The 25,295-nt window shown below is 45.8% G+C and carries 18 protein-coding genes; 4 read left to right on the top strand and 14 right to left on the bottom strand.

Annotated features, from left to right (window positions below):
- Positions 1-19: 19 nt before the first annotated feature.
- Genes ACLWMH_RS06090 through ACLWMH_RS06105 form a run of 4 tightly spaced genes read right to left on the bottom strand, consistent with a single transcriptional unit; the run spans position 20 to position 5,815 of the window.
- On the bottom strand, positions 20-2,590 hold the full coding sequence (locus ACLWMH_RS06090) for a TonB-dependent receptor (RefSeq protein ID WP_411915816.1): 2,571 nt from the start codon (positions 2,588-2,590) through the stop codon (positions 20-22).
- A 17-nt stretch (positions 2,591-2,607) separates the two neighbouring features.
- Positions 2,608-3,612: an ABC transporter ATP-binding protein gene (locus tag ACLWMH_RS06095; protein ID WP_411915817.1), complete on the bottom strand. Its 1,005-nt coding sequence runs from the start codon at positions 3,610-3,612 to the stop codon at positions 2,608-2,610.
- Positions 3,603-4,631, bottom strand: coding sequence for a FecCD family ABC transporter permease (locus ACLWMH_RS06100; protein WP_411915818.1), 1,029 nt, complete (start codon positions 4,629-4,631; stop codon positions 3,603-3,605). Before ACLWMH_RS06100 ends, ACLWMH_RS06095 begins: the two co-directional genes overlap by 10 nt.
- A 5-nt stretch (positions 4,632-4,636) precedes the next feature.
- Positions 4,637-5,815 carry an ABC transporter substrate-binding protein gene (locus ACLWMH_RS06105; protein WP_411915819.1) on the bottom strand — a complete coding sequence of 393 codons (1,179 nt, stop codon included), beginning with the start codon at positions 5,813-5,815 and terminating at the stop codon, positions 4,637-4,639.
- A gap of 279 nt (positions 5,816-6,094) precedes the next feature.
- Here ACLWMH_RS06105 and ACLWMH_RS06110 point away from each other — a divergent pair, with 279 nt between their 5' ends.
- A complete protein-coding gene (locus ACLWMH_RS06110; protein WP_411915820.1) occupies positions 6,095-7,831 on the top strand; it encodes a fibronectin type III domain-containing protein in 1,737 nt (578 codons plus the stop codon).
- Between the two features lie 100 nt (positions 7,832-7,931).
- Here ACLWMH_RS06110 and ACLWMH_RS06115 read toward each other — a convergent pair whose 3' ends face one another.
- The 4 genes from ACLWMH_RS06115 to ACLWMH_RS06130 form a co-directional block, all read right to left on the bottom strand.
- The gene (locus tag ACLWMH_RS06115; protein ID WP_411915821.1) at positions 7,932-9,989 is read right to left on the bottom strand and encodes a M13 family metallopeptidase; all 2,058 of its coding nucleotides are present in this window, start codon (positions 9,987-9,989) and stop codon (positions 7,932-7,934) included.
- Positions 9,990-10,032: 43 nt separating this feature from the next.
- Positions 10,033-10,935, bottom strand: coding sequence for a glycosyltransferase family protein (locus ACLWMH_RS06120; RefSeq protein ID WP_411915822.1), 903 nt, complete (start codon positions 10,933-10,935; stop codon positions 10,033-10,035).
- Between the two features lie 149 nt (positions 10,936-11,084).
- On the bottom strand, positions 11,085-11,846 hold the full coding sequence (locus ACLWMH_RS06125; RefSeq protein ID WP_411915823.1) for a porin family protein: 762 nt from the start codon (positions 11,844-11,846) through the stop codon (positions 11,085-11,087).
- Positions 11,847-11,858: 12 nt separating this feature from the next.
- Entirely contained in the window at positions 11,859-12,980 is a 1,122-nt protein-coding gene (locus ACLWMH_RS06130; protein WP_411915824.1) for a PCMD domain-containing protein, read from the bottom strand.
- 432 nt (positions 12,981-13,412) lie between these two features.
- Here ACLWMH_RS06130 and ACLWMH_RS06135 point away from each other — a divergent pair, with 432 nt between their 5' ends.
- From ACLWMH_RS06135 to ACLWMH_RS06145, 3 genes are all read left to right on the top strand, one after another.
- Positions 13,413-13,745, top strand: a complete 333-nt coding sequence (locus ACLWMH_RS06135) for an Ig-like domain-containing protein (RefSeq protein WP_411915825.1) — start codon at positions 13,413-13,415, stop codon at positions 13,743-13,745.
- A gap of 101 nt (positions 13,746-13,846) precedes the next feature.
- Positions 13,847-14,227 (top strand): Ig-like domain-containing protein, encoded by a 381-nt coding sequence (locus ACLWMH_RS06140; protein ID WP_411915826.1) that lies wholly within the window; start codon positions 13,847-13,849, stop codon positions 14,225-14,227.
- Positions 14,228-14,625: 398 nt separating this feature from the next.
- A complete protein-coding gene (locus ACLWMH_RS06145; RefSeq protein WP_411915827.1) occupies positions 14,626-16,005 on the top strand; it encodes a tryptophanase in 1,380 nt (459 codons plus the stop codon).
- Between the two features lie 503 nt (positions 16,006-16,508).
- Here the strand turns inward: ACLWMH_RS06145 and ACLWMH_RS06150 are convergent.
- The 6 genes from ACLWMH_RS06150 to mfd form a co-directional block, all read right to left on the bottom strand.
- Positions 16,509-17,375: a head GIN domain-containing protein gene (locus ACLWMH_RS06150; RefSeq protein ID WP_411915828.1), complete on the bottom strand. Its 867-nt coding sequence runs from the start codon at positions 17,373-17,375 to the stop codon at positions 16,509-16,511.
- Between the two features lie 8 nt (positions 17,376-17,383).
- Positions 17,384-19,009: an L-glutamate gamma-semialdehyde dehydrogenase gene (gene pruA / locus ACLWMH_RS06155; protein ID WP_411915829.1), complete on the bottom strand. Its 1,626-nt coding sequence runs from the start codon at positions 19,007-19,009 to the stop codon at positions 17,384-17,386.
- 21 nt (positions 19,010-19,030) lie between these two features.
- Positions 19,031-19,948: a citrulline utilization hydrolase CtlX gene (gene ctlX, locus ACLWMH_RS06160; RefSeq protein WP_411915830.1), complete on the bottom strand. Its 918-nt coding sequence runs from the start codon at positions 19,946-19,948 to the stop codon at positions 19,031-19,033.
- A 6-nt stretch (positions 19,949-19,954) separates the two neighbouring features.
- Entirely contained in the window at positions 19,955-21,184 is a 1,230-nt protein-coding gene (gene rocD / locus ACLWMH_RS06165; protein WP_411915831.1) for an ornithine--oxo-acid transaminase, read from the bottom strand.
- A 252-nt stretch (positions 21,185-21,436) separates the two neighbouring features.
- The gene (gene rpsO, locus ACLWMH_RS06170) at positions 21,437-21,706 is read right to left on the bottom strand and encodes a 30S ribosomal protein S15 (protein ID WP_411915832.1); all 270 of its coding nucleotides are present in this window, start codon (positions 21,704-21,706) and stop codon (positions 21,437-21,439) included.
- Positions 21,707-21,859: 153 nt separating this feature from the next.
- Positions 21,860-25,228: a transcription-repair coupling factor gene (gene mfd / locus ACLWMH_RS06175; RefSeq protein ID WP_411915833.1), complete on the bottom strand. Its 3,369-nt coding sequence runs from the start codon at positions 25,226-25,228 to the stop codon at positions 21,860-21,862.
- Positions 25,229-25,295: the final 67 nt, after the last annotated feature.

The following is a 25,295-nucleotide window of genomic DNA, read 5'->3' on the forward strand; positions in this document are numbered from 1 at the left end:
ATTTTTCAGGGAGACTACATCACTTTCCCATGCCTTTATTCTGCGCACCTTCACCCTGGGGTGCTTCACTACCCTTCTTTTCCGACGAGAGGTCGGTATTCTCTATTGATCGACTCACAGTACGGATTGCCTTGTTCAACTGACCAAATGTGTAGGAAATATTGAGTCCAACTGAAGAGGCTATACTGGTTGAACGGAGCGTTGCTTTGCCACCTCCAGTGTACTGCGTAATGGTAAGTTTGTAATGAGAGCGGAAGGGATTATTGGCAAAGAGAGAGACGGAGAGCTTCTTTTTAAGGAACTGCTTGGTAACTCCAAAGCTATGCCAGCCACTTCCAAAAGACTCCTGATAAGAAGTAGGCTCTTGACGGAAAAAGCCCGTATTAAACCAAAGAATCCAACTCTTAGGCAGAGTGGCCATACCCCCCACATAAGCGGTTCCGCCTAATCCCCTAATCGTATTATTTTCGCCTTGACCACCATTTATGTTTCGGGTGTCACGCATCCGATCAAAAGAGACATAGGACATGTTCATATTGGAATAGAAACGCAGCCATTGATTGGGATTCCAGCTAAGGAATAGATTAGTACCCAAGCTCCATTTCTTTCCGTAATTTTCAAATGTGCTCTGGATGAGGTCCGGATTATCCGGGGAAACAAACATTACCGCTGTGATGGGATGGTGCACATACAGTCCGTTTAACGAGGCATTGAGACTAAACCGAGTCTTAAAGAGGCTGTAGCCAAGCGAAAGCGTATGCTGCCGCTCGTTCTTGAGTGCGGCATTTCCGTATTGTACTCGATAGCCTTGTGATTGATCCTTATAGGGATTGATCTGGTCGATACTCGGACGCCCTACATGCATCATATAATTCAACTTAAGCTGCTGCGTCGGGGTAATGTTGTAGCCTAAAGAGAGCTGAGGAACTACGTCGGTAAAATGGTTCTTCAAGCCTGCTTCTGGCACCTTTTGGTAGGCGACATCCATCAAGCCACGCTCTAAACGCAAACCTGCTTTCATACTGAACTTTTCCACCTTGTAAGCATACGACGCATAAGCAGCAAATACAGTTTGTACATAATCCATTGGAGAGCTGCTTATGCCCAAGTGCTGTCCATAGCGAGATCCAACAACCCAATCATTCAATTGCGGATCGAATATTTGGTAGCTGGGATTGGTCTTTCCAAGTCGATAAATATACTTTAGACCGGTCTCAATAAAATGCTTTTTAGCAAAGGTTTGCGTATAATCCACCTGTCCCGTATGCTCATTCATATGGGCATCATTAAGATTTTTCTCTTGCCATTGGAATGGCGCCATACCAGGCAGATAGGCAATACCCCTACTCATCACATCGGCGTTGGAGGGTTGGTAAAAGTATCGATAGGAGACGGTTAAGAGCTGATCGGGAGTACGCCCTGTCCACTGATAGTCCAAGTTAGCTTCTAAATTACCCGATTGGTTTTTCGATAGCATGAACGTAGAATCCCTATATAAAAGACTCTCCTTTGCCCCTTTATACCGCTCAGTAGTATTAACATTTTCGTTAGGTCCTAAGAACGTAGGATTTATATTGGCTGAGAGAGAAAGCAAGTTGTGGGGATTTAGGTCATAAGTAAGGGTCAGGCTGGCCGTATGCATATTCATCTTCGTACGATTGGCATTAGACGCACTGTGCAAATAGGCGTTGCCCAACTCGGTATCATACTCAGAAGATTGCTGATTCTTGCGATTCATGTAGCTATAGTTATAGTTACCGCTTATTCCCAATTTGCCAATTTTAGCGGTCACGTACGCTCCGGAGGCGAGATAAAGGGGATAAAGGACTGATCCATAGACAGTACCCGTTATACCCTCCAAAGAGGCACCTGCTTCTGTCACTATATTCAGTATCGCAACCACCCCTTCCGCATCGTATTTCACTCCCGGATCGGTGATCACCTCCACTTTTTTGATAGATCCTGCGGGTATGCTTTGCAAGATATCTTTTGGATTTGCTTGCAGCATAGATGAAGGCTTGCCGTTAAGATATATTTTGAAGTTGGAAGAGCCCTTTACCTGTACATTTCCTTCTCCATCTACCGTAACCAAAGGTACTCTTCTTAGGAGTTCTCTCAAACTCTGATTCTTGCTCAGTGGATCCTCTGCCACATTGTAGGCCAGCTTATCCACGTCTATACGTACCAAGGGGCGCTTTGCGGCTACCGTTACCTCCCCCAGCTCCTGTGCGTCTTCTTTCATTTTCACACGAAGCATGGCTTTCTTCTTTAGTGAGCTGTAACTCTCTGTCATAGGGTCCATAGAATAGCCCACATAAGAGGCCACAATCACGTATTGCTCCGCCTGAGGAAGCGATAAAACGAATCGTCCTGCATCGTCAGTCACCTGCTGTATGGGGTCACCCTTTTCCTCGCCACTAATCGGTGTCACCTCAATGGTAGCAAAAGGAAGCGGCAACATTTTTTCATCCAGAACTATACCCCTGATAGTAATTCTTTCCGCTTGCTGTGCAGATAGTGCTATTGCCTGCTGCCAAAAGAAGAATACTACAAGTGCACCACACAATAGAGTCTTCATCAAATGTTTCATACTACGCATATTTCGTTTTATCTAATAGTTGCTTTTCCTAAATGATCGGCTATCTCTGTAAGAGTTGCATAAGCATATTCGCGACCTTCACTAATAAGCGTCCACCCGCTCTCTGTAACCTCTAATCTCATTTCATCAATTGGCTCTTTCGTCGGAGCATAGCCCAAGCGGCGAAGTAGCGCTTCGGTACAGAGCATTCTATCGCAAGAGGGCTCACCTACAAGCTGTATCGCCCGACGCACACCTGCATCCTCTCTAATTATTCCTTTTATTGGATCATAAGTGAAATTTTCATCAGGAAACAGTTGCTCATACGAATGCTGTAGTGCCAGTTGCTCCGGCAAACCATGTATTAAACCGCCGTCTTGAGTCAAAATACCTATCTCATCACTCGTATTAAAGGCTAACTGCAGTTCATGGCTGGATACAACGATCACCCTTCGCGAGTGATGCGCCATATCACGCAGCAGCTGATAGAGAGAAAGTCGGTGCGCCATGTCGAGATGCGCTGTAGGCTCATCCAACAAAATCAAGGGGGTTTCTTGGGCAATTGCTCGTGCCACAAAAGCACGCTGCCGCTCTCCATCGCTCAATGTAGAGAGGCGTCTATGCTCATATCCGCGAAGCCTACACTGCACTATAGCTTCGTGAATTGCCACCTTATCCGCCCGCTGCAAGACGCCCATAAATCCCGTATAGGGGATACGTCCGATAGCGACCAGCTCCTCTACGGTCAATCTTCGTTCATAGCTCTGGTCATTCAATACCACTGAGACCATTCGGGAGCGTGCGGAAATGCTCTTTTGCGATAAATCCTCACCATCAATCAGCACCTTACCCCCACGAACCTCATTGCCTAAAGAGATAGCTCGTAATAGAGTTGATTTTCCACTGCCATTTGCGCCTAAAAGCGATACAAGCTTTCCATAAGGAATCTGCCATGAGATCCCTCTACTAACCGTTTTGCCTATGTACCCGGTAGTCAGGTTGTCCAGAGTTAGTGCCTCTTTTGTCATCTCCATGAGCGCTGTTCCTTTCGTAAGATAATTGAGATCAGTATAGGCGCACCTATAATACCCGTTACAATGTTGATGGGTAATACAACTCCACTCTTAATCACGTGAGTAAGCATGTGGCAACACAACATAAAACAAGCACCCACAAGCAAAGTCATCGGGATCAAGACACGATGGTTGCTCTTGCCGAATAGGAAGCGCACTACATGGGGTACTGCTATTCCGACAAAAGCAATCGGACCGGTAAAGGCTGTACATACCCCTACCACAATACCGGCAAGGAGGATTACAAAGAGCCTTACCCGCTTAATTGACACTCCAACCGTGAGTGCATACTGCTCACCTATAAGCAAAGCATTGAGCTGCTTGGCGAGTAACAAAAAGAGTAAAGAGGCCGGCAGCAATGTACACGCCATCAACAGCACACTCTCTGCATCATTTCCTTCCAAACTACCAAAGCTCCACACCTGAAAACTCTTTACCACTTCCGCCGGAGCATAGTATTGCAGGAGGCTTACCATAGCGCCCGAAATAAAGCTAATCATCACCCCCACAATTAGTATGGACACCATGTCCTTCATAGAACGTGCCATCAAAGCAATAAGCAGCAGAATAAAAGCCGCTCCCACAATTGAGGAGAGCAACATACCGGCCGTCTGCCAAAGAGAGGGATTGCTCATTGCTCCACCTGATACCAGCACACCTCCCATCATAAAGAATGCGACCCCCAGAGAAGCACCTCCCGAAACCCCCAATACAGAAGCATCGGCAAGAGGATTTCTAAAGAGGGTTTGCATAGCTAAGCCCGCTACTGCTAAGCCGCCTCCCACCATAGCCGCAGCCAAAGCATTCGGCAAACGCATATGCCATATGATATAGCGCAACTCCTCCGGCTGCGAAGAGGGATCAAATATAGCTCCCTTCAGCACCTCCCAAGGAATAGACACACTTCCCAAAGCAATATCCAGACAAAAAGCCACTATTGTGAGGAGCAGCAGTATGATAAATACCAACGTGTTACGCATTTGTACTATTCAAGTCTTTGCCAATAAGAGGGGATAAAATCGCTCGGCATTAATGCGGGATGAAATATGTAAACAAGATCACCCAGTATGACATCCGGCTTATAGGGGCCTTGTTCGAAATAGTCATTCGCTGCCCCTCTTACCCGTTTGCTGTTTAGCCAAATGCATCGCTCCTTAAAAGGCTTGAAACGACTATAGCGCTTATCCTGCTTTAGGAAATCGTCGTAAGAGCGAATATCCGCTGAATGCCACGCCAACCATACGTCATCTTCTGCATGGTCCAAAAAAACTTGCTCAAAAGAGATCGGCACCCCCGGAGCGCCAACTGCAGACCCCTTAAAAGCTGCCCCTGCGTCGCGTAAAAAGGAAGCCACGTAACTATCCTCTGCAGGGAGATACCACACCCCCTTATAGGCTTGTCCGAAAAGTACCCGAGGAGCAGGGCTTTTTCTTTGTTGAAGCACTTTCTGCCGCAGCGCTTCGTATCTATTCTTTGTCTCCTGATAAATTTTGGAGGAGGTTTCTCCTTTTCCGAAAAGAAGACCTATGAACTTAATCCACTCGGCACGTCCCAATGGAGTTGATTCCTGCCAATCATTGTTATAAATAATAGGGATTTGACTACTGGCCGGGAGAGAGAGACTATGATCACTTCCCTCAAAATAGTTCATCATAATGCCATCCGGACTCAAAGCCACCAGTTGCTCTGCATTGGTAATGCCCGCAGGTGATACGCCTTGCAACTGTCCGCTGCGCGCTCTACTACATGCTACCTCATTATAAAGCGTACTCGTATCACTCGTAGCGACTACCTGCTCCATAGCCTCCAACAGCTCTGCTGCCCCTATGAACGTATCACTCAATAGCGCCATACGCTGAAGGGGTACTATGATCACCTTTTCGTTGGCTGCTGCGGTATACTCCGAAGCTGCCTCCTTAGGCAACAACAGATAACGAGCTAATGTATCACCCGAAGGAGTAAATACACAAGCACGATGGCCCACTTCCAAATTCTCAATGCTGAATAATCGGGCATCCTCTACCGTAAGCACAGCCTGCTCATAGGCTCCCTCCTGTGGCGTATCTGTCGAAAAAGTGCCACCCGTCTTTTTTCCCCCCTGACAGGAGGCAGTCAACAAAAGAAGCGAAGAGAGTAACAGAAGCGATCGTAAAGTGCGTTTCATATTATGGTTCATCCTCATTGTGTGTAACAAATCAATCATTTTCTTGCCAAAGGTAACGAAAGATAGTGAGCTCTTAGGCAAATACAGGGTTGTAATGGCTACCTATTTGTTTAATTAATGTACTCTATTCACCCATAAGCTCTTTATTGGATGTCAGAAATGCAAGTTAACCATAAGGGGATACTCAGTCGATATAAGCAAAATGTATCATTTATCCCATTCCATTTCTGTAAATTTGCCTTACAAAATGAGAACGCTAATTATAGAGAATGCATTTTTATGAGTAAAAAAGTACTACTTATTATTTCACAGTTCGCTCTTCTGTTGCTGCCTCTGAGCGCACAAGCACAAAAGACTTACACTGCCGAGAGCCCTCGGAATCAAGAGGCTACCTACGATGAAGCAGCTAATACCGTAACCATTAAAGCAACGGCCCCAAGCAAAACAGAATATGACTGGGACACTTACGAACAGTTCGATTTGCCCTACATCTCATATATTTTGATTGAACGTCATGCGCCCAGCACCGAATGGCCTACAGAGGAGTGCGGTCGAGTTGCATCCCCTAAGCCCGGTGAGGAGTTTACTTTTGTGGATAAAAACGTATCGCCTGATCAAAAGTATGAGTATCGTCTCTCTTGCTATGTAGACGCCACACGGGGTAGTTATGCCTATGTATCGACTTATACAGGTGTTACTCCGGGAGCCATTACAGAGTTTACGGCAACGACAAAAGACCACAAAACCAATATAGTGGATCTCGCTGTAACCGCCCCCGCAAAAAGCGTTTCCGGTAAAGATCTGACAGGTACAATGTTCATTGATATACAGCTGTACGAAGACTTTAACTGGACAACCCTTCACTCTATCGAAAACGTGCAACCGGGTCAAAAGTGCACCTATCAGCACACCGACCTTAAAATGGATAAATCCTACCACTATAGAGCTGTGGCAAGAATCGGGAGCACCGGAGTAGGTGAAGGAAAAGAGTCCTCTACTTTTGTGGGCTTGGATTACCCGGATACACCCATGAACCTTACTACCAACGCTACCGAAACAGCGTGCACGCTTACTTGGGAAGCTCCACTACGAGGAGGCAGAGGAGGCTGTTGTGACCCGGAAAACCTCACTTATACCCTTACACGTGTCTACCCGGATAAGTCAAGTGAGGAAGTAGCTAAAGGCATTAAGGCAACAAAATATGTAGACACCCCGAACTTTAAAGAAGAAAAGAACGTAGTCTATACGCTCATTGCAGAGAATACGGCAGGTAAATCATTGACCCCGGCTCGGTCTGAAGCGCAGCTAATTGGGGAGCCCTGCACACTTCCCTTCACGGAATCCTTTGCCAATCAAGCTATGTCGCATCATGGTTGGCAAACAGCCTCTACACAGAATGACCCCAACTATACCTACGAAGCTTGGGAGTATGTCAGCTCAGGAACCATGTACTTCTTGCCCAATGATGAAATCATAAAGCTGAAGCCTCAGGACGAAGACAATGGCTTTGCCTCTTGCAAATTCTACTCCTACTCACCTGATGGGCAGACTGAAAGCCTTATCACTCCGCACCTATCTGTAGCCGGTGTGAAAGAAATTCAGGTCAAGTTATTCCTTTGGAATGCAACTGCCGAGGCTTTCTCTAATCAACTTCGCATCTCCATATCCGAAGACAATGCGCCCTTCAAAGAAGTTTGGATCTCACAGCCTACTAAGGAAGGTCGTCCACTCTGGGAAGAGGTAAAACAAAATATCACGTTTGACAAGAAAGTAAAGGTGGCACAAATTAGGCTTGATGCTGTCCGTCACGATGGACCTATCACAAATGTGTACATCGACAATATTTCTATTGAATCCATTCTTTTGGATGGCATCACTGCCCCTGATGCTACCGACACTGAAGAGAGCGCTCCCTACTACCTAACCCTTGAAGGCAAGCGCATTGAAGAACCACAGGCTCCGGGCGTATACATCAAGTGCCAAGGCAACAAAGCAACGAAAGTATTAGTGCGGTAACAGAGACTGCATTAAAGTAGAAGCAAACCTTTCATAAGAAAAGGGGTAAGCGTCATACGACACTTACCCCTTTTTGTTATTGACTTTTACTCAGTGTGCTTTACCAAACGAGTACACGATTCTCAGGAGCGATGTACATTTTGTTACCTTCTGTTATATTGAAAGCCTTGTAGAAGTCATCAATATTGCGAAGAGTTTGGTTTACACGCCACTCACCTAAGCTATGCGGATCCTCTTTAGTCAGACGAACTCTTTCCTGTTCGGTGATATTCTGCCCCCAAACACGTGCATAAGCAATATAGAAGCGTTGTGCTGCAGTGAAGCCATCAATAGGTTCAGGTTCCTTTCCACCCAAAGCCTTTTCGAGGGCAAGACGAGCAATGAGGAGACCGCCTTGGTCAGCGATGTTCTCACCTAAGGTAAGCTCACCATTTGCATTCAGTTCATCGGTGATCTTGATTTGGTTGAACTGGTCTACCAGCTTAGCCGTAGCGGCTTTAAACTTCTGGCTATCTTCTTCGGTCCACCAGTTGTTCATATTGCCATCCTTGTCAAATTCTCGCCCTTGATCATCAAATCCGTGGGTCATTTCATGTCCAATTACCACACCGATAGCACCATAATTCACTGCATCATCTGCATTGATATTGAAGAAAGGCGGTTGGAGGATACCTGCCGGGAAGCATATTTCATTGGTAGTAGGCATGTAGTATGCATTTACTTCCTGCGGGTTCATGAGCCAACGTGTACGATCTACTGGTTTTCCCAAGTCATCCATATTGCGCTGGTGCTCAAAGCGAGTTACCTCGAGAAGGTTTTCAAAGAACGACTTATCAGCGTCGATACTCATCTTTGAGTAGTCTTTCCACTTATCAGGATAGCCAATCTTTACGGTAAAGTTCTTTAGCTTTTCTTGAGCCTTTGCCTTCGTCTCATCGCTCATCCATTCCAGTCCTGCAATACGCTCAGAAAGAGCATCCTGGAGGTTCTTGACAAGGCTTTCCATACGCTCCTTAGCTTCTGCAGGGAAGTACTTTTCTACATAGATCTGTCCCAAAGCTTCGCCGAGTACATCGTCAATCAGATTAACACTACGACGCCAACGGGGATGCATCTCTTTGCGACCGCTGAGTACCTTACCATAGAAGTTAAAGTTCTCTTCTACAAAAGCATCACTCAAGTAGCCTGAAGCACCCTCAATCTCTGCTACAGTCAAGAAGTCTTTGATGGCTTCCAGATCTGCTGTGGGATACCACTTATCAAACTTTTCGAAGAACTTGATCTGAGACACATCCCACTTCTCCAACTTGTCTAAGTTACGGAGTTGGATATAGCGATTCCAATCAAATCCCTTATTATCAGCGGCAAACTTCTTTACCTCAAGCATATGATAGTTAGCTCTGCTATCACGAAGCTCAACCGGTGAGTAGCTCATTTCGGCGATCTGCTTAGAGATCTTCATATTATTGTCAGCAAGGCGCTTTGCATCAGCTTCATTATAACCGGCAAGAGCAAGCATACGAAGCACATGGTCGTTGTATTCCTTAAGAATCTTCTGCCCGGCTTCATCGGTTGCCAAATAGTAGTCTCTATTGGGAAGCGCTAAAGAGGGCTGCAACACATGCATGATGTTCATGTCGCTATTCATATCATCTGCATACACATAAGTAGCGAATAGCGTTGCCTCACCACGATTATCCTTCTTGGCAGCCAACTCAAGGAGTTCTTCTTTTGATGAAACTGCTGCAATTTCATCTATAAAAGGCTTTACAGGCTGTGCTCCGAGTTCATTACGCTTTGTGCTATCCATTGCCTGCTTATAAAGTACAGCCACACGGTATTCGTTAGTCCCTTTCTTAGGCAACTCAGCCCCTGCGAGAGACTCTACAATGCCATGAACACGCTCAATTGAGAGGTCGCGCAGTTGATCAAACGCACCAAAACGGCTATACGCAGGCTTCAAAGGATTGGCGTCCATCCAACCTTTGTTGGCGTAGAGATAAAAGTCATCTCCGGGATTAATGGTGGTATCCATTGCGGTGAGGTCTATAGCCGGTACTGCTTCTTCAGTACCCTTGCCATTACCTCCCTTACCGTTGCAGCTTACTAACGTAAGACCGGCTACGGATGTCAGAATTAATAACATTTTCAGTTTCATATAATCTTTTCTACTATTATCCTAACGAAAGGATATTCTCTTATTATTTACTCATCAAAGGGGTTGGATAGACGCCCTTCTCATGCAACTGACGAAGGCGCTCTACAACCATTGGACGGTCAGCACTATAAGTAACGCCGAACCAGCTCTCCTCAGTAGGGAGTACTTTGAAGGTACCCTTACCTGACTTAATCAGATAATCCACCACTGTAGGTATATAGAATTCACTTTTCTCCTCCTTAGCGTGCTCCATCAAGAACTGCCTGAAGAGTTGCTCTGTGTGCTCAAATAAATCGGGAGTAAATCCCCAAAAATTCATCGACACAAAGGTATCGGGTGAGAAGGTGTGCGCTGTAGGCAGATCCACTATCTGCTCGCCCTGTCGTAAAAGCTCCTTATGCTCTTCAATCCTTGTAAGCAATCCCTTATCACTCACTGTGCAGATACCGCGCGAAACCGAACCGCTCTCACTCAAAGTAAGCCCCAAACGGTATCCTGCTGTGAAATAGCTGCCGACACTCCCCTTCGGAAGCGCAGAAAGCGCTGCTGCCATAATGCGAAAGGCCTCTGCCCCATAGTAATCATCTGCGTTGATTACGCAAAAAGGTTCCTTGATCAGCTCTTTAGCCATAAGCATTGCGTGCCCGGTGCCCCATGGACGGGTACGCCCATCAGGTACAGTAAAGCCATCGGGCAAGGCATCCAGCTCCTGATAAACCACATCTGTAGCTATCTTGCCCTCGTAGCGAGAGAGTACAGCACTTCGAAATTCTGCTTCAAAACTATGACGAATTACAAATACCACCTTGCCAAAACCCCCTTGTAGCGCATTATAAACGGAGTAGTCCGGTATTGTCTCACCGGTAGGACCCAATCGATCCAATTGTTTCAATCCGCCATATCGGTTACCCATACCGGCGGCCATGATTAGCAATGTCGGTTTCATATCTTCTTTTTTGAGCCTTGCGACCGCAAAGTTAGTGAAATACTATTTTACCGCATTAAGATACTTTCAAGCGACTAACCAAGCTAAATAAGAAACGAGGGGTACAACCTCAGTACCCCTCGTCTGCTCATAGAAATGTGCACGCTCACTCAAAACCTATACGCAAACCCCGTACCCAAATAGAAGGGATGCATGGCAAATGAGAGCGTTTTAAAGTTCTTCTTGAAGATACCATTGAGCCCATACTTCATATCCGCGAAGAACAATAAGTTCTTGTAGACACGGGCACTCCCTCCCAACTGAATTCCTACAGAGATGGGAGAAAGGTAATCCTTAAACGTATAGGGGCTTTTCGTATCCTCATCAAATACTATTTTCTCACCTGTGGAAGATCCGCGACGGAAGTGACCATCCGAGACGACCCCGTGGAAGTCTCCATCGAATCGCCAAGAAAAGTAGGTACCTGCGCTGAACTTGATTGCATCGTTAAAGCGGTAGACCATCTGTAAGGGCAGAGTCAGATAGGCGGCAGAGAAGGTAGTCTGTACACAACCGGTCCACACACCTGTCATTACTGCGCCCTCATTGATCAGCTCCATCTTATAGTTCTTCACTTGGGCCTTTGTTTCCATGCCCATCTGCTCAAAACGCAATCCTAAAGAAAGCCCTATATGCTCCTGCATCCAGTTAGTAGCCGTAAGCTCCAACTGTGCATTAAACCGAGGATTGAAGTGCTCAATCTTACGTACTTCAGCGGGTAAGGGTATAGGTGTCACTCCCCCCAGATTACACCCGGCACGCAATTCAAAGGTCCAACCCTTCTCACGCATCCGATCAAACGGATTTGCTTGTACCAATGTGGGAAGGGAAAGAAGCAATAAGGCAATAAGTAGCCTACAGGTACGCATCATTACAGTATTTTATTACTCTGCCGTATAGTGTACAGACAACTCGTCCATCAAGAGAGTACTCTCTACGGCACCTGAGTATGAAGCACCGTTTGCACTGGAGCTAATGATTATAGAGAAGTTATATTTACCTTCTGCTAACTTCTGTGCATCCACCTTTTTACCATTCATTACCTTGAAGGGGATCTCAAAGGCAGTCCACTCTGTAGGTTCACCGGTACTCTCTATCTGAGCCATCAATACTATATTGGGGCTTGTCTTGGCATTTGTACCATCCAGCATAGGCACTTCCGGAGTAACCTCGTAGAAGATACCATAAATATCAAAGTGATCCTTCTTACCAGCAGCCTCCTTTCCATTTTCCATGTACTTCTTGCCTGCAGTGTACTTATAGTAACCGGTTAGCTTGGTAGGAACTTGGGTTACAGGTATACCAAATTGGGTTGCCTTAAGAGGGTCCGTAGCAATATTTTTCGCATCCAAAACGCCCAAGAATAAACTTCCGGCTGCCAAAGGAGCTCCAAACATTTTACCGGCCTCTCCCGTATCCTTAGTTGTCAACTTCAGACATTTTCCCTTATATCCGTCTGCAGCTTGTGTAGCAGGGAAGTCTTCCGGTGTTTTAGCCATTCCTGTAAGCGCATAGCCCAAGTTACTACTACCCCATTCGCTATCGGGAGCTCCATTCTCTCCCTTGATGAGAAATACCTGATAAGTATCCTTCTGTAAACGAATATCCTCAAAGCTATAAGTCACAATCTTCTCTTTCTTCTCTTGGGGGAGTACATTAATCGAAACCGTATATTTCTTCTGCGTCACTTTGTCCTCAGCAGTTACGGTATAGATAACCGGATTGGTGAAGTCCTGAGCGGCTCCATTGGCAGGAGTAATCGTTGCGCCTTCACTTAAAATAAAGGTAGGTACTACAGCCGTCACATCTTCACCCGGTGCAGCAACCATTGTTACGGCATCGTTAGTTATCACAGCTTCACGGATTAGCTTTACTCCGCTTACTTGTACCTTTAGAATATCGGCCTCTATATTAGCTTGCTCCTTAGATGAACAAGAGGCGAGTAGAAGCGTCATGGCACCTAATGATAGTACCACATTCCATACTTTCAATACGTTTCTTTTCATAAATGTTGGGTTTCAGGTTTCCTGTGTAAATATTAGTTTCACAATTGTTTTCACAAAGGTAACAAATAATTTGTGGTAGAAACCACTATTCAAGGCTTCCTTTTCTTCCTTATGTAACCTCCGAATAACAAAACTTGCGCCACAAGAGAGCTGGCAAAGAACAAATTCTTTACCAAAATATGGAAACAGAAAGGCTACAGAACGCATTCCCTCGCACCCTTCAATATTTCATAATAATGCAAAACAATGCCTCTGCTTTAGCATATTGAAGTAGATACAATAGGCACGGTAACGCAAATATATTAATCTTTGCTCTTGTCATATAAAATAGTTTCTTTATCTTTGCTGTACATTGAAGCGCGTACCCCTCTTTCTGAAAAGAGCGAAAGGTGCTTAAGGTTTGAAGTTAATGATAAGGAATAGAATATAACAATGAAGAAACTATTTGCGAGTGCATTAGTGCTCTCTTTCGGCTTTTTACTTCTCGCCACCTCATGCGAACCAAAGACAAAATGGCCTAAAATAGATGTACAAAGCGTATCTGTACAAAGGGCCTTTGTAAGCCTGAGGGTTGGTAGAACACATACAGCTAACGATATTGAGGTTGTTCCCTTAGGTGCCGCAGATCCTGTATTGGAGAGCAGCAATACTGAAGTGGCTACCGTAGAAGGGCTTGTAATTACAGCTGTAGGCCCGGGAGAAGCGGATATAGTTATTAAGGCCGGTGATAAGACCTGTGGTATCAAAGTGCTTGTAAAAAAGTAATTTTTTCTATCTGCAGAAATTTACACTGCGTACATTTCTACAAGTAAGAGAAACTTAGAAAAGCAAAAAAAAGATTTATCACAACAAATCAACTAATGAGTATGAAAAGATTATTTATTGCATTTGCCTCGCTTGCTATGGTAGCTTTGTTTGCTACTTCTTGTAAGTCTGATGAACAACCCACCTATACGAAGACTATCAAGATCACACCTTCTGAACTGACTATCGTTGCAGGAAAGTCTAGTGAACCTCTTGAAGTGAAAATCGAACCCGAACAAAAGGTAAGGGATATTAAATGGTTCGTTTCAGACAAGGCTATAGCTGACATCAATACGAGAACACTCGTAGTGAAGGGTCTCAAGGAAGGTTCTTGTACCATCAAGGCTGTACTTTACGATGCTGATCGCAATATAGAAGCTGCTACCGACCTTACAGTTAAGGTAACAGCTGCAGAAACTCCTGCTCCTGAAGAGAAGAAGTAAAAACTGCCCACTTTCCAAGTAATATTGGAAATTTAAAATTCTATTAGGGAGGAGCCGAGACGAAAAGTCGCGACTCCTCCCTAAGTTTTTATCCCCTGTCACCAACGGAAGAAAAGCGATGTAATGCCCTTATCTTAGGATTACTATCCTCTACCGGGCTTGGATCTCCGGCAATTACGACTTCACTTAGCCCCATGCTACAGCCTTATGTCAAAGGCTTTGGGCAATGTATAAGTGAAAGAAGGATGCCTTTTCGCTCAATCCACTTCTTTTCAAATATCCACTTACAACGGCATTATCACATTGTTGTGCTTTATTTTCCGTATTTTTGCAAGAGCAGAGCAACAACCTATAAGAAAACTACAAACGAAACAATAAACTATTAAGTCATAAATTATATGGAATTACCTTTTGCAGAATCCTATCGTATAAAGATGGTTGAGCCTATTAGGCGCAGCACACGCCAAGAGCGTGAAAAGTGGATCAAGGAGGCTAAGTACAACCTCTTCAATTTAAAGAGCGAACAGGTTTATATCGACCTACTCACCGACTCCGGCACAGGTGCTATGAGCGACAAGCAGTGGGGAGCCATTATGTTAGGCGATGAGAGCTATGCCGGTGCCTCTTCATACTACAAGATGAAGGATGCCATCAAAAATATCTTAGGCTTTGACTACTTCTTGCCTACACACCAAGGTCGTGCGGCAGAGAATGTACTCTATTCATCTATTCTGAAAGAGGGTGATTTGGTGCCCGGCAACTCACACTTCGACACCACGAAGGGTCATATTGAGTTCCGTAAGGCTATTGCTTTGGACTGCACCATAGATGCAGCTGCCGACACACAGCTCGAAATTCCTTTCAAGGGCGAAATGGATCTCAACAAATTAGAGGCTGCCCTTAAGTCACGCGACAAGAAGGATATTCCTTGCGTTGTTTTGACAATCACCAATAACACAGCCGGAGGTCAGCCCGTGAGCATGAAGAACATACGCGAAACAAGTGCGCTTTGCCACAAGTATGGCGTTCTAGTGCAGATTGACGGTGCTCGTTTCGCTGAAAATGCTTACTTCATCAAAACGCGCGAGCCGGAGTATAAGGACAAGACAATCAAGGAGATCACGAAAGAAATGCTCTCGTATGCAGACATTATGACGATGAGCAGCAAGAAGGATGCCATCGTGAATATGGGTGGATTCGTAGCTTTCCGCGACGAAGCTCTCTGGCGCAAATGTCAGATGTTCTGCGTGATGAACGAAGGCTTTATCACTTACGGAGGTATGTCGGGGCGCGATATGAATGCGCTTGCGCAAGGTTTAGATGAGGGTACAGAGTTCGACACGCTTGAAACACGTATTAAGCAGGTGGAATATCTTGCTGCTAAGTTAGACGAATACGGAGTTCCTTACCAGCGACCTGCCGGAGGACACGCTATCTTCATTGACGCAAAGAAGGTACTTACGCATACCCCCAAAGAGGAGTTCATTGCACAAACCTTAGCTATTGAATTGTACTTAGAAGCCGGCATTCGTGGGGTTGAAATTGGAACGATACTTGCAGACCGCGATCCCGTAACCCGTGAGAACCGCTATCCGAGGCTCGAGTTGCTCCGTTTGGCTATTCCGAGACGTACATACACCAATAACCACATGGATGTGATTGCAGCTGCCATGAAGAATGTGTACGATCGTCGCGAGTCCATTACGCGCGGTTTCGTTATCACTAAGGAGCTTCCTGTAATGCGCCACTTCACCGTTGAATTAGAGCGCGCTCACTAAGCTCCCTTTGTTGAGTCAATAAAGAAACTTTATACGACCCTATTTCTCCTACGAGAAGTAGGGTCATTTTTTATATCCCTATAAATAATTCAGCGTAAGCCATCCTTTAGAAAAAGCACCACGAGCAAACGAAAATCTCATCACGAAGAAAAATATTTTTGTTGGCGAAGAAAAAATTTTTTCATCCGGTACAAAAAAATTTTTCATTCGGATCTAATTCGGCGTACTTCGGTAGTATCAATGGAATAGATATAAACGAATAAAGCCGGGCATACGTGCCTTCTCTTTCCCCAAACCGGTTGTGTGGCAACCCCATTTAATCGGGAAGGGAAAAGATACAGATGTTTCGTTTGAAAGATACAGATGTTTTGCTTGAATGGTACAGATATTTGACAGAAAAGATCAGAACGTATGGGTTATCCTCCTCAGGCGTAAAAAAAAAGAGTGTGCAAGCCGTTTATCTACTTGCACACTCTTGCATTCTGAGCTGCTAATGCGCTGTACTACTTTAGCATAAATTCCGACATTCCCGTCTGTTGGGCGCGCGAGATTTGAGGTCTGCCATATACTTCCAGCTCACTTGATCCGGAGAGGGTATAGTCGAGCTTACGAGAGACGGCAATAGCCACCTCGGAAGATCCCGAAGCCACTACGTCGGCCTCTGCGGTACGAAACTTATCAGCATCTATTTCCGAAGCTCCACTGGCCACAATCTCTGTTTGGTTAGCCGCTCCGGAGAGTTCAATCTCACTATTCCCCGAAACACTGAGTACAACCATGGGGGCACTGCCGATGTGTATATTGCCCTCACTATTTCCAGAGGCTACTAAGCTTACTGTTCCTACTATAGAGCCATCCAGCTCAGAGGCTCCGGAAAGGGAGATAATCGTTGTTTTCGTTAGTACCCTAAGCCCTTTTAGTTCACTACCTCCGGAGAGAGAGAGGATCAATTTGTCAGCCTCAAAATCTCCCTTGCTGCGCACTTCAGCAGCACCGGTAAGAGTAATAGAATTGAGGGAGGGAAGCGTAAGGGATACCAATACGCATTGTTCCTTACGAATTCGTCTCAGGGGATTGCTCTCCTTCAATCGTATACTGAGCTTGTCGCCCTCCTGCTTAACTTCTACATATCCCAGCAATTTATCGGTTGTATATATGACAGCGCTTTCGGTACTTCCTTGCGTCAAATCGACTATAATATTGTCACTTACTTCTATTTGGCGCACTTGGCTAATGGGTACTTCTCTCGTTACTTTTCTGGAGCTTTGGGCAAAACTTTGGCCTTTTGTTCCCCAAAGGAGCAGACTAAGCAAGGAAAGGAGTAATAAAGATTTTACTGTTTTCATCATCATTTCTTCTTGTCGCTTCAAAGTTACTATTAACCCAAGAATGGATACCTATAATCTGTAGGCGGCGTATAAGTTTCTTTGATACAACGCGGCGAGCACCACTTGAGCAGATTAATGGGACCACCGGCCTTGTCGTTGGTTCCACTGGCACGCGAGCCACCGAAAGGTTGCTGCCCGACTACCGCTCCCGTAGGCTTGTCATTGATATAGAAGTTACCTGCTGCATGTTGCAAGAGAGCAAGCGCCTCTTCCGTGGCATAGCGATCGTAGGAGAAGATAGAGCCGGTAAGTCCGTAGGGGGATGTTTTATCGACCAAACGAAGTGTATCGGTGTAATCCTTATCCTCATATACAAATACACTTAGCACAGGCCCAAACAGCTCATCGCACATGGTTTCATAATCCGGTTTGTTCTCTACAATCACCGTAGGCTCCACAAAGTAGCCTACCGACTTATCGCAATTTCCTCCGATAAGGATCTCGGCATCGGTGCTTTGCTTTGCTCGATTGATGTAGGCAGCCAGATTATCGAAAGAGGCTTCATCAATTACGGCATTTACAAAATTGGAGAAGTCACACACATCACCCATCTTAATGGTCTTGATCATGTCGCACATCACCTCCTTTACCTTAGACCACAGACTCCTCGGTATATAAGCACGGCTTGCGGCTGAGCACTTCTGTCCCTGATACTCAAAGGCGCCTCTAACCAAAGCGCAAGCGACTTCTTCGGGACAAGCTGAAGGGTGCACCATCACAAAGTTCTTTCCCCCGGTTTCGCCCACAATACGTGGATAAGTATGATAGTGATCAATATTACCGGCGATGCTTTTCCAAATACTATTGAAGGTAGCCGTAGAGCCGGTAAAGTGGAAGCCGGCCAAGTCCGAAGCCGCTGTGGTGATCCTACCAATAAGAGCACCCTGCCCGGGTAGGAAGTTAACTACCCCATCGGGAAGACCGGCCTCCTTGTAAATCTTCATCAGTAACCAATTACTTAGCAGGGAGGTGGTAGAGGGTTTCCATACGGTTACATTCCCCATCATAGCGGGAGCTAAGTTGAGGTTGGAAGCAATACTGGTAAAGTTGAAAGGCGTAACGGCCAATACAAAGCCCTCCAGAGAGCGATACTCCATTCGGTTAAGCATGGTCAGGTCACTCACGGGCTGATCGCTGTAAATCTTTCCTGCATAATAGGTGCTGAAAGTAAGGAAATCGATTAGCTCACAGGGAGCATCTATCTCTGCCTGCATGGGATTTTTACTTTGCCCAAGCATAAGCGCAGCAGCCAGTTGATAGCGATACTTAGTAGCGATAAGGCGTGCGATACGCATCATCACGGAAGCGCGCTCCGTCCAAGGGAGATTGCTCCAGTCGTGATGCGCTTTACGTGCTGCCTCAAGGGCTAAAGTCACTTCCTTCTCCCCTACCTTATGGTAGTTAGCCAATACATGGTGGTGGTCATGCGGCATCACCACAGTACCCATGTTACCGGTGGAGATCTCCTTTCCGCCTATAATAGGCATTATCTCTTGCTTTTGAGAGGCTAATTCAGCGAGTGCCTCTTGCAATTTCTTACGTTCAGGAGTACCCGGTGCATAACTATAGACCGGCTCATTGTGGGGTTTTTCAAATAGATATACGGAGTTATTCATACTATATTTCTTTTTCTTATTTCAAACAAATATTTCAGCAATCATACAGCGCGCACTGCCGCCGCCGATCGTTTCAATGGTATGTAGATTGGGCGCAATAATTCTGCCTTTTGAGAGAATAAAGCTTTTCTGTTCATCGGTAAGGCTCTGCTCAGCACTTTGTGACATGACCATGAGCCGCTCACCGGATTGATTGACAAGCTCTATCATATTGCCGGCAAAGTGATTCATTTGCTCCACTGATATAGGGAGCAGATCGTGACCGGTTGCCGCAAAGGCGGCACTTACTCTTTCACGCTCTTCTGCGTTGCGTATGCTCTCCATACAGACCACCGCATAATCTCGGGCTACACTCATCATTACGTTGGTATGGTAAATCGGGCTTCCCTCGTTGTCGGAGGCATGAAAGAACACGGTTTGGTATTCCATTTCGTCACAAAACTCCTTTAATACGGGAGCCGCAGAGCGCTCGGATGCACAGCAATAGACTACTCTATTTACCCGGTCTAAGCACATACTGCCTGTTCCCTCAAGGAAGAGATGCTCTTTTTCAAAGCCACTAAGATTAAAGATCTTAGTGATACCCGGCATCATGCCGATCGTAAGCAATATTTGCTGCTTACGCTCTAACTGTCTATTGGGTGCAAACATGGGATACAATACCAACTCACCGGTTACGTGGGTGGAGAACCAATTGTTTGGAAAGACCGCATCGGGGGTGGGTGGCTCATTGTTGTCCTGTACCACAATTACCTCCACACCGGCATTACGGAGCAGAGATACATAAGCATCAAACTCCTCTTGCGCTTTGTGCGTAAGGTCATCGGAAGAGAGCGGGCGTTGCTGGAAATGGTTATTAGAGGCGGTATCTTCGTTAAAGCCGAAGAATGCCGGGCGCACCATAAGCACCCGGCCTGTATTCTGACGTCTCTGTATCATACGATTCTACTCAAGCAATAGTAAAGTACTCTTGATAATATCGAGAGCCTCATACAGCTCAGTCTCCGTAATAACGAGAGGGGGAGCCAAACGAATAATATGGCGATGGGTTGGCTTTGCCAGGAGGCCGTTTTCCGCCATTGCCTCACACACATCCCATGCCTCTTTGCCATTATGAGGTTTAATAACAATGGCATTGAGTAATCCCTTTCCTCGTACCAACTCAATGAAAGGAGTTTGGAATTCCTCCAATTCCTTTCTGAAGATTACACCCAACTTTTCCGCATGCTCAGCCAAATGCTCCTCCTCAACTACCTGCAGAGCAGCCATCGACACTTTTGCAGCTAATGGGAAGCCTCCATAAGTAGAGCCATGCTCTCCCGGTGCAATCGTAAGCATAATCTCGTCATCAGCCAGTACACAGCTCACGGGCAGTACACCGCCTGAGATAGCTTTTCCGAGAATTACTATGTCGGGGCGCACATTTTCGTGGTCACAAGCCAAACGACGTCCGGTACGCGCTATACCGGTCTGCACTTCATCGGCAATGAAAAGCGCATGATGCTTATGGCATAATTCGTAGCAGCGCTTCAGATAGCCTTCATCGGGGACTTTTACCCCGGCTTCGCCCTGTATGGGCTCAGCAATGAAGCCGGCTACGCGATCCCCCTTTTCTTCAAGTACTTTTTCAAGGGCAGACACATCGTTATAGGGGATTTTTACAAACCCCGGTGTGAAAGGTCCGTAGTCCGTATAGCTATCCGGATCGCTACTCATCGATACGATACTAATGGTACGCCCATGGAAGTTGCCTTCACATACTACTATGATAGATTCATTTTCCGGGATTCCCTTCACTCGGTACCCCCAGCGACGGGCAAGCTTTAGCCCTGTTTCTACTGCTTCGGCTCCTGTATTCATGGGAAGAAGTTTGTCATAACCAAAGTAACGGTGCATGAATTCTTCCCACTCACCTAAAGCATCGTTGTAGAAAGCTCGAGAGGTGAGGCAAATCCTATCTGCCTGATCTTTGAGTGCTTGAACAATCTTGGGATGGCAATGCCCCTGATTAACGGCGCTATAAGAAGAAAGGAAATCAAAATACTCTTTCCCATCTACATCCCATACCTTAGCTCCCCTTCCTTTACTGAGAACGACCTGCAGCGGATGGTAATTATGCGCACCGTAGCGAGCTTCTAAATCTATGTAGTGCTGTGCATTCTTACTAACTTTCATAGGCTTATTCTATTTATAATTTGTACTCAAATGCTCTGTCACATGGGACATACGAGGATAACTTAATTGACCTTAACAACGCCTTTTAATAAATAAAAGATACGAAAAGACATTTACCTCATCACCAAAAGTAACAAATTAATAGAATATAGACAACACTTAGCACACAAGTGTATATATAACAGAAAAAGAAAGAGCCTTCCCACGTATGTGGAAAGGCTCTTTTATAGAGCTATGATAAAGCTCTTGTGCTTAGCGACGAAGACCCAACTTAGCGATCAAGTCGCGGTAACGCTGGATGTCTTGCTTAGCTACATAATCAAGGAGTCTACGACGCTTACCTACTAACATCTTAAGGCTACGAGCGGTAGCATAGTCCTTGGGGTTTTGCTTAAGGTGCTCTGTAAGATGATCAATGCGATAGCTAAATAGAGCTATTTGACTCTCTGCACTACCCGTATCCTCCGGATTGGCACCATACTTAGCAAAGATTTCCTTTTTCTTTTCAGAATCTAAATACATGTTCTTTTCTTATTACTTAATCAAACTACTGTACTGCTACAGCTATTACTGCTGGCAGACTGGCTGCAAAGGTAATAAAAAATCTTCATTTATACGCTTCATCTTCATCAAAGGGCACTTTGCCGATGCGCTCAGAGAGGGTTGTTTTTCTCACTAACGAGAAGGCGCTGAGGCAGCAATAGCACGAAGCGTATCCAATGCGTCGGATACCCCCATTACTTTTTCTATTCGAAGCAAGCGATTTCCCCGCCTATTTTCTTCCAAGTGGCACCGCTCGGTATGTATAGTGGCGTAGGTAATCACTCGATCAAAGTTTTGCGAATGGTAGTAAGGGCTCTCCTTGTCATCCGGTAAGAAGAGACGTAGCATTCCTTCTCTTAGCACTACTCTGCTGAAACCTAATGACCGGGCTATAGTACGCACACGAGGAACCGCTATTAACTGATTGGCACTTTGCGGAGGGGGTCCGAAGCGATCGCGAAGTTCACGCTTAAACTGCTCTATTTCTTCTTTCTCATTCAAGGTGTCTAAACGGCGATACAGCTCAATTCGCTCGCCATCATCAGGGACATACTCAGGGGGAAAAGAGAGCAACAAGTCGCTTTCAAAGAGCGTTTCACCCCCTTCATTTACAGCTTTGTCCACCTCATCCTTAAATAAGTCCGGAAACTCTTCCACCTTGACCTCGCGTACAGCTTCATCAAAGAGCTTGTGGTACGCATCGAAGCCTAGATCGGCTATAAAGCCACTCTGCTCGCTTCCAAAAATATTTCCCGCCCCACGTATATCCAGATCTTGCAGCGCGATACGCATACCACTTCCCAAATCCGAATAGGTTTCTATCGCCTTAATACGTCGTCTCGCCACACTGCTTAGCATCTCAGGCGGAGGCGTTATCAAGTAACAAAAAGCTTTCTTATTACTACGTCCCACACGTCCGCGCAATTGGTGCAGATCGCTCAATCCATAGCGCTCTGCTCCATCAATAAAAATGGTATTGGCATTCGGTACATCGATACCATTTTCTATAATCGTTGTAGCGACCAATACATCATATTCATGGCGTGAGAAGTCTAAGATTAATTTCTCTAAGTCTGCTTGATTGATCTGTCCATGCCCTACAGCGATGCGAGCATCCGGCACTGCCTCCTTGATCTGCCGTGCTACCTCCTCAATATCTCCTATTCGGTTATGTACAAAATAGACCTGCCCGTTGCGACTCAGCTCATAGTTAATAGCCTCCTTAATCTGAGGAATGGAAAAACGCACCCGCTCAGTAGTCACCGGATAGCGATTGCGCGGAGGGGTCATTATGTTAGAAAGGTCACGCGTACCCATCAGTGAGAATTGCAGTGTACGGGGTATCGGTGTGGCACTCATGGTAAGCGTATCCACATTGACCTGAAGCTTCCGCAATTTCTCTTTTACTGCGACTCCAAACTTTTGTTCCTCGTCTATAATCAATAAGCCAAGATCCTTAAAAACGACCTCTTTACCAACGAGACGATGCGTTCCAATAATAATATCAACACGCCCCGCCTTAAGATCCTCCAAAATGGCCTTTGACTCTTTAGTACCCTTAGCTCGAGAATAGTAAGCCACATTTACCGGAAAATCTTTGAACCGCTCCGCAAAAGTACGATAATGCTGATAGGCTAAAATAGTAGTGGGTACCAATACAGCAACCTGTTTGCTATCTGCCACCGCCTTGAAAGCTGCCCGCATCGCCACTTCCGTCTTACCAAAGCCCACATCTCCACAAATCAGACGATCCATAGGGCGTGCGCTCTCCATATCAGCCCGCACAGCCTCCATAGCTGCAAGCTGATCGGGAGTTTCTTCATAAATAAAAGAGGCTTCTAATTCATGCTGCAGGTAACTATCCGGACTAAATGCAAAGCCTTCAGACTCTTTACGCGCTGCATAAAGTTTGATCAAGTCGCGCGCTATGTCTTTTACTTTTTTCTTGGTACGATCCTTCAGACGCTGCCAAGCCCCTCCGCCTAAACGGCTCAACTCCGGCGGTACATCCTCTTTACCTCTATACTTCGATAGCTTATGCAGGCTGTGCAGATTGACGTATATATAGTCGTTATCTCGGTATATTATCTTAATCACCTCCTGCTCCACATCACCGGTTTTTGTTTTGAATAGACCGGCAAACTGGCCTATCCCGTGATCATAGTGTACTATATAATCACCCGGTGCAAAGCGCTGTAGCTCCTCCAAAGTAAGGGCAACCTTATTCCCTCGGATCTTCTCGGCATGTATATTGTATTTATGATAACGCTCGAAAAGCTGATGGTCTGTGATGAATACTAAACCGGATTCACTATCCTCAAATCCCTCATGCAGCGTAATGGGAAGCACCCCCGGCACATACTCAGGACCTCCGATATCCATTACTATTTCCTTCAGGCGCTCAGCCTGCGAAGCACTCTCCGTAAGGAAGAAAACTTTTCGTCCCTCTTCATAATAGGTCTTTAACGCCTTTACAAAAAGGTCAAAATTCTTATTGTAAGCCGGCTGCGGTTTAGTAAAGAAGCTTATGCAGGTACCCCCTTTATCACTACTTGCTGAGAGCAGTTGCCAACAAGCTGCTGCATCGCCAACCACAGTTTCTGCAGGAAGAAGCAACCTCTGCATCTCTGCATTGGAAGAAAAGCCCTCGCCCTCTACAATAACTGCCTCCTCAGCGTTCAGCTGTCTAAGCTGCCCTACAGAAAGCTCCCTATCCCTAAAATAAACCAGATATTCCGCTGCCAAACGATGTAAAAGAGAATGTTCGTCAGAGGGGGTCCGATTACTTTTTCCGGCTATAACTGCCTCGTCTACGCTACCGAGTGAGAGCTGATCCCGTACAGCGAAGCGACGTACACTCTCTATTACTTCTCCAAAGAGATCAATACGTATGGGCTCTTCCCCACCGTAACCAAAAATATCTATTATACTCCCCCTAAAAGCCGCCTCGCCCGGAGAGTACACATAATCAACTATTGTAAAGCCCTCTGCTACTAACCATTTGCGGAGCGACTGTGTATCCAACTGCTCCCCTTTTCGCACGGTAAGTAATTGTTGCTGAAAAAAAGTAACATCCGGTAATCGCTCTGCCAATGCAGCTCCATAGGTTACAATATGAGGTTTCTTACCGGTAGACAATTGAGCCAGAAGCTCAGTACGCATTACCTCATTTGCCTCGTCTGTATGCCCGTATTTAATATGACGCCGATAGGCAGATGGGAAGAAATAGAGCGACTCCGTACCAAGGATCTGCGACAGGTCTGAGTATAGATAGCCTGCATGCTCCTCGTCCTCCGCCACTGCAATAATGGGCATCGCTTGAGATAGCATAGCCAGTAGGACCGCATCGCTACTTCCCGTCAGTCCTGTGGCACTGCAGGAAAAAGGCGCTTTGTGCTCTTCCTTCAGCTTCTTTAAAAGCCTAATCTTAGGATGCTGTGCTGCAAAAGCGAAGAGCTGATTTATCTCTTCTTCTTTTATTTGGGGAGCAAGAGGATTCATGCTGCTATACTATAGGAGAAGGAATAGGCAGAGTTGCTCTGTACACCAAACAGGCGTTCTATCCACT

Origin of the sequence: Porphyromonas miyakawae (genome assembly GCF_045865415.1) — a bacterium.
Classification (GTDB): Bacteria; Bacteroidota; Bacteroidia; order Bacteroidales; family Porphyromonadaceae; genus Porphyromonas; species Porphyromonas miyakawae.

Coding starts and splice junctions, on each gene's coding strand:
- pruA (WP_411915829.1), bottom strand. CDS start 19,009: ATGAATAACTCCGTATATCTATTTGAAAAACCCCACAATGAGCCGGTC.
- ACLWMH_RS06145 (WP_411915827.1), top strand. CDS start 14,626: ATGGAATTACCTTTTGCAGAATCCTATCGTATAAAGATGGTTGAGCCT.
- rpsO (WP_411915832.1), bottom strand. CDS start 21,706: ATGTATTTAGATTCTGAAAAGAAAAAGGAAATCTTTGCTAAGTATGGT.
- ACLWMH_RS06090 (WP_411915816.1), bottom strand. CDS start 2,590: ATGAAACATTTGATGAAGACTCTATTGTGTGGTGCACTTGTAGTATTC.
- mfd (WP_411915833.1), bottom strand. CDS start 25,228: ATGAATCCTCTTGCTCCCCAAATAAAAGAAGAAGAGATAAATCAGCTC.
- ACLWMH_RS06115 (WP_411915821.1), bottom strand. CDS start 9,989: ATGAAACTGAAAATGTTATTAATTCTGACATCCGTAGCCGGTCTTACG.
- rocD (WP_411915831.1), bottom strand. CDS start 21,184: ATGAAAGTTAGTAAGAATGCACAGCACTACATAGATTTAGAAGCTCGC.
- ACLWMH_RS06120 (WP_411915822.1), bottom strand. CDS start 10,935: ATGAAACCGACATTGCTAATCATGGCCGCCGGTATGGGTAACCGATAT.
- ACLWMH_RS06110 (WP_411915820.1), top strand. CDS start 6,095: ATGAGTAAAAAAGTACTACTTATTATTTCACAGTTCGCTCTTCTGTTG.
- ACLWMH_RS06140 (WP_411915826.1), top strand. CDS start 13,847: ATGAAAAGATTATTTATTGCATTTGCCTCGCTTGCTATGGTAGCTTTG.
- ACLWMH_RS06100 (WP_411915818.1), bottom strand. CDS start 4,631: ATGCGTAACACGTTGGTATTTATCATACTGCTGCTCCTCACAATAGTG.
- ACLWMH_RS06130 (WP_411915824.1), bottom strand. CDS start 12,980: ATGAAAAGAAACGTATTGAAAGTATGGAATGTGGTACTATCATTAGGT.
- ACLWMH_RS06135 (WP_411915825.1), top strand. CDS start 13,413: ATGAAGAAACTATTTGCGAGTGCATTAGTGCTCTCTTTCGGCTTTTTA.
- ctlX (WP_411915830.1), bottom strand. CDS start 19,948: ATGATACAGAGACGTCAGAATACAGGCCGGGTGCTTATGGTGCGCCCG.
- ACLWMH_RS06095 (WP_411915817.1), bottom strand. CDS start 3,612: ATGGAGATGACAAAAGAGGCACTAACTCTGGACAACCTGACTACCGGG.
- ACLWMH_RS06125 (WP_411915823.1), bottom strand. CDS start 11,846: ATGATGCGTACCTGTAGGCTACTTATTGCCTTATTGCTTCTTTCCCTT.
- ACLWMH_RS06105 (WP_411915819.1), bottom strand. CDS start 5,815: ATGAAACGCACTTTACGATCGCTTCTGTTACTCTCTTCGCTTCTTTTG.